This is a genomic window from Streptomyces sp. NPDC048825, from assembly GCF_043198355.1.
GTDB lineage: Bacteria > Actinomycetota > Actinomycetes > Streptomycetales > Streptomycetaceae > Streptomyces > Streptomyces xiangluensis.
On the sequence record NZ_JBICUR010000012.1, the window covers coordinates 301,077 to 314,668 of the forward strand.

Consider the following 13,592-nt stretch of genomic DNA (forward strand, 5'->3'; position numbering starts at 1 on the left):
CGTAGGCGAAGGCGGCCACGGCCGCCAGCGGGAGTGCGGGCACTCGTCGTCGCAGCAAGGATGGAGCGCGCGGTTCCCACCACCGCGGCGAACGTGAGCGGATCAGCCCGTAGACCGCGGACCGAGCGAGCTTCAAGCCGCTCCCTCACGTCGGGCATGCAATGCGGTACTCAGCCACGCGCCGGCTGATCCCGCGCTGACCGGGCACGCCGATTCATGGAACAGGTTTGTCATGTCCCTTACTTGTGGGCAGGGTGGGTGTCCCGCGGCGGTCAGGACATCGCCAAGGCGCCGGACCGTCAGATAGGCGGTTCGCCACAGGGAGGGGATTCCGTGCAGGTCCTTCATGGCCATCCGCGCACGCCCACGCGCACCCCGGCCGACAGCCGGGCACGCAGACGTCTGTCAACCGCCGTACTCGCCCTGCTCCTGGGCCTGTTGGGTGCACTCGTGGCACCCGCCACCGCATCCGCCGACCCCGGCGATCCGAATCCGCACATGATCGACTGGACCGTCGTCGACACCTTCCAGGGTGTGGCGGGCAACGACATCCCGTTGCGTGAAGGGCAGATCGACTGCACGCCAAGCACCACGCCTGAGTGCGACCCTCCAGTGGACGGCTTCGGCAGGCGCCACATCCAGGAACACGGTGTGGTGCCCGACCACGAGGACATCCAGGAGACCGTCGGCACGGAAGGCTACTGCGTCCCCGCCCCGGACGACCGGGTGATCTGCACCAACACCGAATTCAGCCTCGTCGTGGTGTACGCCACCCACAACGATCCACGCTCGGGCGACGGCAGGCCGTTCGGGATCATCACCGCCTACTTCTTCCTCCCGTGTTTCCAGGCCGCCGACTGCCCCGGGCCCGAGCAGCCCCACAAAGTGGACACCACCCTCGCATACACCGGTGCCGCCACCGCGGTGAACGGATCCCCGGCCAGTCTCTCGGCAAAGCTGACCAACAATTTCGGGACGCCGGTCAACGGCCGCTCCGTACGGTTCGCCCTCGGAACCGGGGCCACGCAGCAGACGTGCACCGGCACCACCACGACATCGGGCACGGCGACCTGCACCGTCGACTCGGTCGACCAGCCGCAGGGGTCGAACCCGGTGCCCGTGGCCGTCACCTTCGCCGGTGACGACGACTACAACCCATCCAACACGTCCGCCGAACTGGGCCTGACCTCACCGACGAAGCTCGACTACACCGGCGTACGGAATCTCGCCAACGGCACTCCAGCCCAACTGTCGGCCAAACTCACCGACTTCCACGGTGACGCGGTGCCGGGGCGCAGCGTACGGTTCGCCCTCGGCACGGGGGACGACGCGCAGACGTGCACCGGCACGACCAGCGACACGGGAGCCGCGACCTGCACCGTCGACTCGGTCGACCAGCCGCTCAACGACTCCGCCACCGTGCCGCTGCGCGCGTCCTTCTCCGGGGACGCCGGATACCTGGCCTCCGACGCCTCCGCGCAGCTGAAGCTCCAGTACGCGACAGGCCGCGCCTACGGCGTGTCGGCGCACGTCGACCTCCTCGGCGTACCGCTCCTGGACGTCGAGCCGCAGCCCGACAGCGGAACCGTCCGCACGGCGGACGCGACCACGACCGACACCCCGTGCTCGGCCGAGCACAGCTCCCCCCTGCTGTCGGTGCAGAAGCTCTGCCCCAAGGTCACTACGACACTCGCCCCCGGCAAGGTCACGGCATCGTCGACTGTGGCGCAGGCACGCATCGGACTGACCGGTGTGCCGCTCATCGAGGTCTCCGGACTCACCGCCACCTCCACCAGTGAATGCGCCAAGACCACGGGCAGCACCACGCTCACCCTGAAGATCGCGGGAGTTCCGGTTACCGTGTCGGGCGAACCGAATACCCAGATCCCGCTCACCGGAGGGGGCCGGCTCATCGTGAACGAACAACTCCCCGCGACTGGCGCCGATGCCGGCCTCACGGTCAACGGCGTCCACCTCGTCCTGCCCGCCGACGGCGGTGAAGTCGTCCTCGGCTCCACGGGCACCGCTATGCACAACTGCGGTGACTGACGACCACGCCACCTGGGGCGGACCGCAGGCATACACCGACGCGTTCCTGCGGTCCGCCCGTCGGGCTGTCCAGGATCTGTGTGAGCGACGGGGCGGCGAGTTCGAGTCCCTCACACACGACGCCGTACCCGACGCCGCGGGCAACGTGGTCGTCGCCGCCACGGCAGTGGTTGTTTTCCGCGGCCACCGCTGCGTTTTCCGGCGCGGGATCTGGCCCCCGAGCCATCCCCCGGGCACCCGCGCAGCCATCTACGCAAGCGTCTTGGAGGAGCGACTGCTCACGCGGGTGCACCCCCTCCCCGGCGACGACATGTCGCCGCTCGACCTCTGAAGGTGCGTACCCCTGCACGCCGGCTTGTGTGGCCCTGAGCTGGGGTTTCGCGGGTAGGGGCGGGGTTTTCGGACCCCGCCCTCTTAAGTGTCAGCAAGGTTGCGCGACGAAAAAAACGCGTTGCCGTTGAAGCTCGTGATGCGGATGCTTCCACCGTGAAGATGCACGCCAACCAGCTGACGGTGTCACCTGAGACGGTGCGCACGCTGGTAGATCACCAGTTTCCTGCGTGGCGGAGCCTGCCCGTCAGGAGCATCGCTGCGCAGGGTACGGTCAACGCCGTCTTCCGCATTGGCGATCGGTTCGCAGCCCGATTCCCTCTTGAGTCCGCAGACGTCGAGTCGACGCGGCGCTGGCTGGAGTCCGAAGCGGAAGCGGCTCGCGAGCTGGCAGGTCGCACGCGTTTCCCCACGCCCGAACCGGTCGCGCTTGGTGAACCCGGGGCAGGCTACCCGCTTCCGTGGTCGGTGCAGACGTGGCTGCCCGGGATCGTGGCCGACGATGAGGACCCCGGCGAATTGGATGCGTTTGCCCGCGACTTGGCCGATCTCATCGGCGACCTCCGCGCGATCGACACGCATGGCCGCACGTTTGCCGGCACAGGTCGAGGAGGCGACCTGCAGTCCCATGACGCGTGGATGGAGACCTGTTTCAGACACAGTGAGCAACTCCTGGATGTCCCTCGGCTTCGCCGCATCTGGGCAACTTTGCGTGATCTGCCGCGAGGTGCGGCTGAGGACGCCATGGCCCATTGCGATCTGATTCCTGGCAACGTGCTCGTGTCCGCTGGTCGGCTTGCGGGGATTCTCGACGTTGGCGGCTTCGGGCCGGCTGACCCTTCTCTGGATCTCGTGAGCGCGTGGCATTTGCTCGAGGCTGGGCCGCGGCAGGTGCTCCGCGATCACTTGGGCAGCGACGACCTTGAATGGGAACGAGGCAAGGCGTGGGCTTTCGTTCAAGCGATGGGATTGGTCTGGTACTACGTCGAAAGCAACCCGGCCATGAGCCGGATGGGTCAACGATCCTTGGAACGTGTCCTGGCGGACAAATCGCTCGCGTGACGGGTCCGGGCAAGTCACCCGAGAGGGGACTGATGCGTTGCGTAGGTGTCGTTGTACGTAGATGGGCCAGGGCCTGCCCGGTCAGCGGGGAGTGAACACCGGACAGGCCCTGGGATTTGGGCGCCGCAGGGCGCTCGGGAGGTCGGCTGGGGTGGGTGCGGTTGCGGCGGGGCGGCTCAGCCGCTCGTCCGGACGACGAGCCGTGGCGGCAGCAGGACAGGGGCGGGCGGGTTGGGCGGTGGTTCGGGAGCCGCCAGCAGTTCCTGGAGCATCCGCAGGCAGGCGGCGGCGGCCTCGTCGTACGGCTGTGCCACGCTGCTCAAGCCGACGACCACTGCGGTCGGGGAGTCGTCGAAACCGACCACTGCGACATCGATCCCGGGGCGCAGTCCACGCGCGGTGATCTCGGTCCAGGCCCCAAGCGCCAGCGAGTCGCTCGCGCAGACGATCGCGGTCGGCGGACTGGGCAGGTCGAGCATCGTCGCGGCGGCCTCGCGGCCGGTGTCGAGCCCGTCGGGGACACCCACGTCATAGCCGGCGGGAGTGTCGATTCCAGACACGGCGAGGAGAGCGGACCAGCCGCTGCGCCGGTCGGCACCGACCTCTCCGCCTTCCGGCCAGCCGAGGAAGGCGATCCGCTGGTGGCCGCTCTCGATGAGGTGCCGGGTGGCGGCAAGGGTCCCTTGCGCACCGTCGACATCGACCCAGCCGTGCCGCTCGGGGGCCTCGGGGTCAGCTCCCCAGGGCCGGCCGAAGGTCACGAACGGCACCCGGCGCTCGGTGAGCCATTCCGTCCGGCGGTCGCCGACGTGTGTGGCATGCAGGACGAAGGCGTCAAGGTCGTGGTCGCCGAGAAGCTGTTCGTACAGGGAACATTCGTGGTCGTCGTCTGTAGCCGTGAACACCACGATCCGGTAGCCGGCCTCCTGGGTACGGGCGGTCAGCGACTGGAGGAACTGGGCGAGGACGGCGCCGTTCACGCCGTCGCGCGGCGGCTCGATGCGGGCGCCGATCAGTCGTGAACGCCGGGTCCGCAGCGTTCGGGAAGCCTGGTTCGGGCGGTAGTTGAGTTCCTTGATGGCGGCCTGCACGCGGGCCAGGGTCTCCGGGCGCACCCGATGCGGCGCGTTGATGACGTTGGACACGGTCTGCGGCGACACGGAGGCATGCCGCGCCACGCTGTCGAGTGTTACTCGCGCCATCGCGAAGCGACCTCCGTAAGTTCACTGCGTCGCAGCGTATCGCCGTCGCGGCGCCGCACTGTATCGCCGTCGCATTGCATTTTAACGTTAATTTTAGCGTTCTAATCAGTTACTGTGGCGATCGGCGCTCGGACTGTCAAGAGTCGGCGCAGTAGACAAACCGCCCACGAGACACGAGGGCACCGGACGGAGCTTTCATGACCTCACCCCAGCGGCAGCCGCTCCTGCACGACCTCGCGGTCACCCTCGTCGCCCCGACGGTCGTACTGTCCCTGCCGGACGGCAACCTCGACGCCGCCGCTCCCGGAGCCGGTGTGCAGGGGCTCTTCCATGCCGACGTGCGCGCGGTGAGTCTGCTGCGCGTGACGCTGCGCCCCGTCTGCGAACCGTCTCGCGAGCATGCCGGGACGGTGCGGCCAGGCGCCGGAGCGGCGGACGGTGACGAGGGCTGGCTGCCGGTCGTTTCGGTCATGAACGCTGCGGACGGGCCCGGCCGCAGCCGTTTCGTCGGCCTGGCCCAGGCGCTCGGCGACGCCGTTCCCGACCCGACCGTTCGAATCGACCGGCAGCGCACCGTCACTCCCGGCCTGCTCACCGAGCAGCTGACCGTCCGCTCCACCGCGACGACGCCGGTGCATCTCGCCGTCCGAGTCGAAGTTGCCGGGGATCTCGTGACGCTGGAGCACGCGAAAGCGGGACTGGCGCCCCGCTCGCCCGCTGGGCGGACGGGCGAACTGTCGTCCGGCACCGGCATGTTGAGCTGGGGCGACGGCACGATCGCCGTCACCGTCAGCGCCCCGGGCGCGACCCCCGACGCCGAGCACTCCACGCTGACCTGGACCCTCACGGTCGAGCCCGGTGAGAGCGTCGACCGGCACCTGGCCGTCGAGATCACGGAACCCGACGCGGTCGTCACGGCCGCCGCCCCCCGCCCCACCTGGCGGCGTCCGGACGTCACCGCCGACGACCGCCGGCTGCCCGCCCTCGTCGCGCAGAGCCTGGACGACCTCCACTCGCTGCGCATGGCCATGGCCGCAGCGCCCGGTGACACCTTCCTCGCCGCGGGCGTCCCCTGGTTCTTCACGCTCTTCGGCAGAGACAGCCTGTGGGCCGCACGGATGCTCCTGCCGCTGGGCACGGACCTCGCACTGGGCACCCTGCGCACCCTGGCCGCCCAACAGGGCACCCGCACCGATCCGGCTGCTGAGGAAGAGCCGGGCAAGATCCTCCACGAGGTGCGGCGCGGAGTCTTCGACGACGGCCAGGGCCTTCACCTGCCACCCGTCTACTACGGCACGGTCGACGCGACCCCCCTGTGGATCTGCCTCCTCCACGACGCATGGCGCTGGGGCCTGCCCGCCGACGACATCAAACCGCTGTTGCCCGCGCTCGTGGCCGCGCTCGACTGGATCGACGCCGCCGCCCAGGCCGGAGGCGGGTTCCTCTCCTACGTTGACCACCGCGGCACCGGCCTGGCGAACCAGGGCTGGAAAGACTCCGCCGACGCTGTCCGCTTCGCCGACGGCCGACTCGCCGAAGCGCCCCTGGCTCTCGCCGAAGTACAGGGCTACGCCTACGAGGCGGCCCTCGCCGGAGCGGCACTCCTCGACGCCTTCGCCCTGCCGGACGGCGCACGATGGCGGACCTTCGCGGCCGGCCTCGCCGACCGCTTCCGCGCACGGTTCTGGGTCTCCGACCAGCGAGGTCCCTACCCGGCCATGGCACTCGACCGGTCGGGTCGCCCCGTCGACGCCGTCGCGAGCAACATGGGCCACCTGCTGGCCACCGGCCTGCTCGACGCCGACGAGACCGCCGCCGTCGCGGCCCGGCTCGCCGCCCCCGACATGTCCGACGCCTACGGACTGCGGACGATGTCGTCCCAGTCCGGTGGCTTCGGCCCACTGCGCTACCACTGCGGAGCCGTCTGGCCACACGACACCGCGATCGCCGTCACCGGCCTCGCCCGCAGCGGCCACCCCGACGCCGCCGCCGGGCTCATCGAGGGCATCCTCGCCGCAGCACCGGCCTTCGACTACCGGCTGCCGGAACTGTGGGGCGGCGACGCACGCACGGACACCCCCGCACCGGTGCCCTACCCGGCCGCCTGCCGGCCACAAGCCTGGTCGGCGGCATCAGCCATCGCCCTCATGACGGCGCTGGCCGGGCTGGAGCCCGACGTACCCGCAGGCCGTCTCCACCTCCGGCCGACAGGCTCGCTTCCCGTCGGTGCGCTCACCATCGCAGGGCTCACCCTCGCAGGAGAGCGGCTCGACGTCACCATCGGCTCCGACGGCCGGACCGAATCGGTTTCGGCACCTGCGGGACTGATCGTCGAGGAACACGCGGCGTTGTGGTCCTGAGGATCACCCCGGGCGACCGGTGCCACGACCGGATCAACGAAGCCGGCGGCGACTCGGCGGCGCCTCAGCCCCCCTCGCCGAGGTCACCGCCGTCACCGACTACCGACGACCGCACGGTCGTCTACCGGGTCACAGGTGAGCTGTTCTTCGCTTCTCCAACGACCTGGCCGGGCAGTTCATTACGCCACCGACCCCGAAAGGGTCGTCATCGACCTGTCCGCCGCCCACATCTGGGACGCCTCGTCCGTCGCCGCCCTGGACGCCATCGAGACCAAGTACGCCCAGCGCGGCAAGACCGTCGAGATCATCGGCCTGAACGAACCCAGCGCGCGGATCCACGGCACGCTCAGCGGGGAGCTCGCCGGGAGCCACTGACCGGCGGCAGGCCCTCTCGCATACGCTGAAGGCAAGCGGAGCCTGAGGCGGGGGTGGGCATGACCAGTCGGTTGCTGATGCCGTGGCGGGGTGCTGAGGTGCGGCCGGGAGCGGCGGGCGGCGGCGGTTCGACTCGGGCCACCGCCATTCTGGACTGGGAGCAGCCCCTCGTGGCGGCGCTCGTGGAGCGCGTACGGCGCGAGGCGGGGCCGGGGGCCGAGGCTCGTGCGGCGCTTCGGGTGGCGCACGGGATCATCGCGCGTGAAGTGCGGCCGGTGTACTCCGTGGAGGACCGGCACCCGGCCTCGCGGACACTGCGGCAGGGGCGTGGTTCCTGTAGTCAGCGGATGGCCCTGCTGGAGTCTGTCGCTCGGGCGATGGGCGTACGTACGCGGGTGCGAGGGCTGCTGGTCGACGGGGCCTTCTGGTATCCGCGGTTTCCCCGGTTCAAGGCCCTTGTCCCGGAACATGTGCTGCTCGCCTGGCCCGAGTTTCTGCTGGAACCGGAGCAGGAGCGGGAGTGGGTGCCGGTCGGGGAGCTGTTCGAGGGGGTGGCCGCGGCCGGAGCCTTCACCAACAAGGGTGGCGAGACCCTCTTCGACGCCGTGGCGCGGGTCGGCGTGGACTGGAGCGGATCGGTGAGCTGCGGTGCGCAGGGCGGCACGGCGTGCGATCTGTCCGCCCAAGTACTCGTCGATCTCGGGTACTTCGACTCTCGTGACGAGTTGTTCGAAACGCACGGGCAGACGCTGTGCCGCCCGGCTCGCACCCTCGCGGAACCTGTACTCGGCCGCTGGAGCGCAGGCGCCCGCGCCACAGGCACAAGGGCCTGAGCGGGGCCGACGCCGAACCGACCGCCGGCGCAGGCCAGGCCAGGCAGGCCAGTGCAGTGCAGTGCAGTGCAGGCTTAAGAGCCTTACGGGTTACCCCCAATAACCGTCCGGCCTCTTTGGCGATCCCCTCTCCTGCGTCCGCGAACCCGGGCTCGTTAGCGTCTCGCCATGACGCGATCTACGCGACGTAAACGGACCGGGACACGGCGGATCAGGGCCTTACAGCAGGCGCGGGACCGGGCGCTGCGGCGGCGGGAGGGCAGGCCGTCCGGCGGATGGCTCCGGCGGCTGGGAGGGCGAGCCGAGCGGGCCCGTCCCTGGCTTCAGATCGTGACCGACCTCGCCACCCTCCTCGCACGACTGGTGAGGTGACCGGCAGTCCGATGGTTCGCCAGTGCTCAAGCCAGCGCCCGCGCCATCCGCCGCACCGCCTCCGTGAGCAGTTCCTCGGACGTCGCCAGGTTCAGGCGTACGTGTCCTGCGCCGCCCGTGCCGAAGGGGATGCCGGAGTTCAGGGCTACTCGGCCCCGGTCCAGGAAGACGGACGCCGGGTCGTCGCCGAGGGGCAGGGCCCGGCAGTCCAGCCAGGCGAGGTAGGTGGACTCGGAGGGTTCGTAGCGCACGGAAGGGAGATGATCGGCCAAGAGGTCGGACAGGAGCCGGCGGTTTTCGTCGAGGCCCGTCAGCAGTGCGTCCAGCCAGGAGCCCGCGTCCCGGAGGGCTGCCGTGTGGGCCAGGATGCCCAGGTGGCTGGGGCCGTGGCTGACCTCCTCGGGGAGTTCGGCCAACTCCCTTGCCGCGTCGGGGCCCGCGATGGCCAGGGCCGCCTTCAGACCCGCCAGGTTCCAGGCCTTGGAGGCGGACATCAGGGAGAAGGCGTTCTCGCCGCCGGGGACCGTCAGGTACGGAACGAAGCGGGCGCCCGGGGACACGAGGGGGGCGTGGATCTCGTCGGCCACCACGCGTATGCCGTACGTGTGGGAAAGCCTTGCCACGGTGGTCAGTTCGACGGTGGTGTGGAGCGTGCCGGTGGGATTGTGCGGGTTGCAGAGCAGATACGCGGCCCGGCGGCGCCCGCCCTCGGTGACCCGGTCGAACGCCGACTCCAGCTCCGCGAAGTCCAGACGGCCGTCCTCGCCCAGCGGGGCCTCGACCACGGTGCGGTCCATGTTCCGTACGAACTGGTAGAAGGGCGGGTAGACAGGGGAGTTGACGATCACCGGGTCTCCCGGCCCTGTCACCAGCTTCAGCATCTCGACGATGCCCAGCATCACATCCGGCACGATCGCCGTACGCTCCACGGCGAAGTCGTCCCACCCCCACCGCTTCCCGGCGAACTCCCCCAGCGCCTCGGCGTACGCAGTGCCGGCCGGATAGCCCGTGTCGCCGAGCGCGATCGCGTTCGTGAGGGCACGCGCGACCGGCTCGGCGAGGGGAACGTCCATCTCGGCCACCCACAGGGGCAGTACGTCCTCCGGGTAGGTGCGCCATTTCATGCTCGTACGGCGGCGGAGTTCGTCGAGGGAGAGTTGGCCGAGCGGGTTGGGGTGGGCGGGAGTGGCGTCAGGGGTGGTTTCAGGCAGCATGCGGAGGATTCTTCCCCTCTGCGACTCTTTCCTACGCCCGTTCACGCGACCGGTGTCACTGCCCCCACCGCCGGTGTCCGCAGCGTACGGCGGGCCGTGGCGAGGCTGGTCACGAAGGTCGCGGCCGTGGCGATCGCGACAATGGCCAGCCAGGTGCCCGGGCCCTCGTCCGGCAGGAGTGAGTCCGTACGGACCGCGGTGAAGGGGATGATCCCGGCGAACCCGGCCGCCGTACCGAAGAACACGCCCGTCGCCGTGAGGACGAGGGACTCCACGCCGACCATGCCGAGGACCTGGCCCGGCGTCGCGCCCGCAAGGCGCTGCCGGAGCGTGAGCTCGATCTCACGCTCCCCGCGCCAGACGCGCCGGGCCGGCGGGTCGATGCGCAGCCCTGCCACCGCGAGTGGAGCGCCGGGCATGGGTTGTTGTTCTTCGGGTACGCCGACGGGAAGGTCCGTACGTCGCAGCAGTGCCCGGAGTCTGGCGAACACCTCGTCGACGTCGAAGGGTTTGACGACGTAGTCGTCGGCTCCGGCGTCCAGGCCGGCGACGCGGTCGGCGGTCGCCACGCGCGCGGTGAGCATCAGGATCGGCGTACGGTCGCCCTCGGCACGCAGCACGCGACAGACTTGGAGGCCGTCGATGCCCGGCATCATCACGTCGAGCACGAGTACGTCCGGCGGCCTGCGATGGGCCTGCGCGAGTGCCTCCAGGCCATCGGCGACGGCCGTCACCTCGTACCCTTCAAGGGTCAGGGCGCGTTCCAGGGCGTGGCGGATGGCGCGGTCGTCCTCGGCGAGCAGCACAGTGTGGGGCACGCGACCAGTCTGCCAAGGCCTGGGATACGTAGTACCTGATGAGCAGGGGTACGCCGGGTCTCTTACCCGGTTCTCACCCCGCTGGGACCGGTGGCTTACCTCGCCCGGCCACTGTCTCCCGTGGACCAAGGGCGGTGAGCCGCGACGGGGAAGGCACGCACCGTATGAAGCGTAGGAAGGCCGCGAAACGCATGAGGATCGTGTTCCTGCTGCACAACGCTTACGCCATCGGGGGCACCGTCCGCACCACACTCAACCTCGCTTCAGCGCTCGCCGACCGGCACAAGGTCACGATCGTGTCGATGTCACGCCACCGGGACGTGCCGCGTTTCGACGTCGACCCCCGCATCACGCTCGTACCGCTCGTGGACACACGGGAGGGCAGCGCGGACCTCGCGGACCCCCTGCACGCGGAGCCGGCGACCGACTTCCCTTCCTCCGACAAGCGGCACAAGCAGTACAACCGCCTGACGGACCTCCGCGTACGCGACTACCTGGCGAAGAGCGACGCGGACGTCGTCATCGGCACCCGCCCCGGAGTCAACGTCTACGTCTCCCGCTTCGCCCCGCCCCGCGCCCTGCGCATCGCCCAGGAACACCTGAGTCACGATGCGCACAGCAAGCGGCTGCGGGCCGTACTGGCCGAGGAATACGGCGAGTTGGACGCTCTCGTGACGACGACGAAGGCGGACGCGAAGGTGTACCGGAGGCGGATGCCGCTGCCGGGCGTACGGGTCACGTCCGTGCCGAACATCGTGCCGGCGCCGAAGGGCGTTGCCCCCTCCACCGGGGACGCGAAAGTGATCGCTGCGGCGGGACGGCTCGTGCCCGGCAAGCGGTTCGACCTGCTGATCGAGGCGTTCTCGGCGGTCGCCGCGAAGGAGCCGGAGTGGCGGCTGCGGATCTACGGCGGCGGGGCTCAGAAGGAAAAGCTCCAGTCGCTGATCGACGGCCTCGGCCTGACCGGCCGCGCCCAGCTCATGGGCCCGCACACCCCCATCGAGGCGGAGTTCGCGCAGTCCTCACTCGTGGTCAGCGCCTCGGACGCGGAGTCGTTCGGGATGACGCTCGTCGAGGCGATGCGCTGCGGCGTGCCCGTCATCAGCACGGACTGCCCCCTCGGGCCCGCCGAGATCATCACCCAGGGCGTCAACGGTCGCCTCGTCCCCATGGGCGACGCCCGCGCCCTCTCGGAGGCGATGCTCGACCTGATCGCGGACGATTCCGCCCGACGGGAGATGGGACGGGCGGCGCTGGAGAGCACGCATCGATACGACGCTGAGCCCATCGTGGCGCGCTATGAGGGGCTGTTCAGGGAGCTGAGGGCTGTGCGGCGCAAGGCGCGCATCGAGGAGTGGAAGCGGAGGGTGCGGCGGGTGTTCCTTCCCCAAGCTCACCCCGTCGCGAAGCCGGAGGACTCCGCTCCCTGAACCCCGCTGAAAGCTCAAGCAGCCGGCCGAATCCAGTGTGGATCACGTCCCGTCTGCGCGATCAAGCGGTCGAGCGGTGACGCGGTGTCCGGCACCACCACCGGAGTCGCGAACATCCCCATCGCGCGGGCTGTTGGTGCCATCTCCCCCACCGTTGCGGTGACTTGGTCCAGTACCGGGTCTGTGGCGTCGTTCAGTCGGTACTCCTGGTCCGTGGCGCGGGCCAGGTCCCAGGCGTGGACGGTGAGGTCGAGCAGGGCCAGCGAGGCGACGGTCCGTGCGGGCATCTTCATGACGCCGGTCGTGCCCTCCTCGGCGCCCGGTGCGGACCAGGCTGCCGCGAGGCGGCTCGTCTCGGTTGCGAAACGGTCCCTCCAGGCGGGATCCGCGGCGATGTAGTCCGGGGTCTCGGTGAAGTCCGCGTCCTTCTTGGCGGCCAGGTTCTGGAATTGCACGGTCACGTGAAGAAGGTGGTTGACCAGGGACTTTACGTCGTAGTCGGCGCATGGTGTGGGGTCCGCCAGCCGCTCGTCGGGCAGTGCCTGTATCACCGGCAGGGCCCGTTCGGCCGCCGTCGCCAGCAGATTTCCGAGGGCGTACGTCCGCGGGTTCACAGCCTGGTTCGTGTCCATACGACGACCGTACGGGTGTCCCGCAGCCCCCTCTTGAAGAAACGCGACGGCATACGATCCCGACATGGCCGAACCCCGCCGCGACAACCGCGGGATCCGCGACACCCGGGGCATCGTCGACCCCTCCGGGCTCCTGACCCGCGTGCGGTTCCGTCGTCACGAGCCCGCCGAGCCGCTGCGGCGCCACATCGAGACGTACTGGTTCATCGACTGGGACCTGCCCGAGCCGTACGTCTCCCAAATCGTCCCGCACCCGTCCGTCAACGTCTCCTTCCAGTGGGACGGGGACGAGAACGAGGGCGCCCCGCCCTACGGTGAGGTGCACGGTGTCGCGCTCGGGCTGTTCGCCAGGAAACTGTCGGGGCGGGGGCGGGTGTGCGGGGCGAAGTTCTGGCCCGGCGGCTTCCGGCCGTTCGTGCCGGACGTGCCCGTGTCGCGGTGGACGGGCCGCGTACTGCCCGCCCAGGACGTGTTCGCGCAGGCCACCTGCGACACCGCCCGCCAGGTCGTGAGCCCCGCCGATGACGCCGCCCGGATCGCCGCGCTCGACACCTTCCTGCTCTCCCTGGCCCCGGCCCCGGACCCGCAGGCCGACCTCGCCATCGACCTCGTCACCCGCATCCGCGCGAACCGCACCGTACTCCGCGTCGACGACTTCGCCCGAGCGGAGGGCGTCTCGGTGCGGGCGCTGCAACGCCTCTTCGCGGCGTACGTCGGCGTCAGCCCGAAGTGGATCATCCTCCGCTACCGGATCCACGAGTCGCTGGAGCTGGCCGGGACCCGGCGTGACATCGACTGGGCCGCCCTCGCAGCCGACCTCGGCTATGCCGACCAGGCCCACCTCATACGCGACTTCACGGCGACGGTGGGGGTGCCCCCGGCGGCGTACGCACAGGGGCACAGCCCTTAAGGAAC

11 protein-coding genes and 1 pseudogene are annotated in these 13,592 nt (G+C 70.0%); 8 read left to right on the forward strand and 4 right to left on the reverse strand.

Going from position 1 to position 13,592, the window contains the following annotated elements; genetic code table 11:
- Positions 1-333: 333 nt before the first annotated feature.
- From ACGFNK_RS28320 to ACGFNK_RS28330, 3 genes are all read left to right on the forward strand, one after another.
- A complete protein-coding gene (locus ACGFNK_RS28320) occupies positions 334-2,049 on the forward strand; it encodes a choice-of-anchor P family protein (RefSeq protein WP_393420315.1) in 1,716 nt (571 codons plus the stop codon).
- The gene (locus tag ACGFNK_RS28325) at positions 2,042-2,380 is read left to right on the forward strand and encodes a hypothetical protein (RefSeq protein WP_393420317.1); all 339 of its coding nucleotides are present in this window, start codon (positions 2,042-2,044) and stop codon (positions 2,378-2,380) included. Before ACGFNK_RS28320 ends, ACGFNK_RS28325 begins: the two co-directional genes overlap by 8 nt.
- Before the next feature lie 155 nt (positions 2,381-2,535).
- Positions 2,536-3,441, forward strand: coding sequence for an aminoglycoside phosphotransferase family protein (locus tag ACGFNK_RS28330; protein ID WP_393420319.1), 906 nt, complete (start codon positions 2,536-2,538; stop codon positions 3,439-3,441).
- Between the two features lie 176 nt (positions 3,442-3,617).
- On the opposite strand, the gene ACGFNK_RS28335 is transcribed toward ACGFNK_RS28330, so the two are convergent.
- On the reverse strand, positions 3,618-4,643 hold the full coding sequence (locus tag ACGFNK_RS28335) for a LacI family DNA-binding transcriptional regulator (protein ID WP_393420321.1): 1,026 nt from the start codon (positions 4,641-4,643) through the stop codon (positions 3,618-3,620).
- Between the two features lie 197 nt (positions 4,644-4,840).
- Here ACGFNK_RS28335 and ACGFNK_RS28340 point away from each other — a divergent pair, with 197 nt between their 5' ends.
- The 3 genes and pseudogenes from ACGFNK_RS28340 (at position 4,841) to ACGFNK_RS28350 (ending at position 8,211) form a co-directional block, all read left to right on the forward strand.
- Positions 4,841-7,003 carry a glycogen debranching N-terminal domain-containing protein gene (locus ACGFNK_RS28340; protein WP_393420323.1) on the forward strand — a complete coding sequence of 721 codons (2,163 nt, stop codon included), beginning with the start codon at positions 4,841-4,843 and terminating at the stop codon, positions 7,001-7,003.
- Positions 7,004-7,070: 67 nt separating this feature from the next.
- A pseudogene (locus tag ACGFNK_RS28345) lies at positions 7,071-7,378 on the forward strand (STAS domain-containing protein); the annotation flags it as partial.
- A gap of 59 nt (positions 7,379-7,437) precedes the next feature.
- Positions 7,438-8,211 (forward strand): transglutaminase domain-containing protein, encoded by a 774-nt coding sequence (locus ACGFNK_RS28350; RefSeq protein ID WP_393420325.1) that lies wholly within the window; start codon positions 7,438-7,440, stop codon positions 8,209-8,211.
- A gap of 398 nt (positions 8,212-8,609) precedes the next feature.
- Here the strand turns inward: ACGFNK_RS28350 and ACGFNK_RS28355 are convergent, their stop codons facing one another.
- Positions 8,610-9,797 carry a MalY/PatB family protein gene (locus tag ACGFNK_RS28355; RefSeq protein WP_393420327.1) on the reverse strand — a complete coding sequence of 396 codons (1,188 nt, stop codon included), beginning with the start codon at positions 9,795-9,797 and terminating at the stop codon, positions 8,610-8,612.
- A 41-nt stretch (positions 9,798-9,838) separates the two neighbouring features.
- Positions 9,839-10,615 (reverse strand): response regulator transcription factor, encoded by a 777-nt coding sequence (locus tag ACGFNK_RS28360; RefSeq protein WP_393420329.1) that lies wholly within the window; start codon positions 10,613-10,615, stop codon positions 9,839-9,841.
- A gap of 191 nt (positions 10,616-10,806) precedes the next feature.
- On the opposite strand from ACGFNK_RS28360, the gene ACGFNK_RS28365 reads away from it, so the two are divergent.
- Positions 10,807-12,045 (forward strand): glycosyltransferase family 4 protein, encoded by a 1,239-nt coding sequence (locus tag ACGFNK_RS28365; RefSeq protein WP_393420331.1) that lies wholly within the window; start codon positions 10,807-10,809, stop codon positions 12,043-12,045.
- A gap of 14 nt (positions 12,046-12,059) precedes the next feature.
- Here the strand turns inward: ACGFNK_RS28365 and ACGFNK_RS28370 are convergent, their stop codons facing one another.
- Positions 12,060-12,677, reverse strand: coding sequence for a TIGR03086 family metal-binding protein (locus tag ACGFNK_RS28370; protein WP_393420333.1), 618 nt, complete (start codon positions 12,675-12,677; stop codon positions 12,060-12,062).
- 64 nt (positions 12,678-12,741) lie between these two features.
- Between ACGFNK_RS28370 and ACGFNK_RS28375 the strand changes: the two genes are divergently transcribed.
- Positions 12,742-13,587 carry a DUF6597 domain-containing transcriptional factor gene (locus ACGFNK_RS28375; protein ID WP_393420335.1) on the forward strand — a complete coding sequence of 282 codons (846 nt, stop codon included), beginning with the start codon at positions 12,742-12,744 and terminating at the stop codon, positions 13,585-13,587.
- Positions 13,588-13,592: the final 5 nt, after the last annotated feature.

Coding starts and splice junctions, on each gene's coding strand:
- ACGFNK_RS28350 (WP_393420325.1), top strand. CDS start 7,438: ATGACCAGTCGGTTGCTGATGCCGTGGCGGGGTGCTGAGGTGCGGCCG.
- ACGFNK_RS28335 (WP_393420321.1), bottom strand. CDS start 4,643: ATGGCGCGAGTAACACTCGACAGCGTGGCGCGGCATGCCTCCGTGTCG.
- ACGFNK_RS28340 (WP_393420323.1), top strand. CDS start 4,841: ATGACCTCACCCCAGCGGCAGCCGCTCCTGCACGACCTCGCGGTCACC.
- ACGFNK_RS28355 (WP_393420327.1), bottom strand. CDS start 9,797: ATGCTGCCTGAAACCACCCCTGACGCCACTCCCGCCCACCCCAACCCG.
- ACGFNK_RS28365 (WP_393420331.1), top strand. CDS start 10,807: ATGAGGATCGTGTTCCTGCTGCACAACGCTTACGCCATCGGGGGCACC.
- ACGFNK_RS28375 (WP_393420335.1), top strand. CDS start 12,742: ATGGCCGAACCCCGCCGCGACAACCGCGGGATCCGCGACACCCGGGGC.
- ACGFNK_RS28370 (WP_393420333.1), bottom strand. CDS start 12,677: ATGGACACGAACCAGGCTGTGAACCCGCGGACGTACGCCCTCGGAAAT.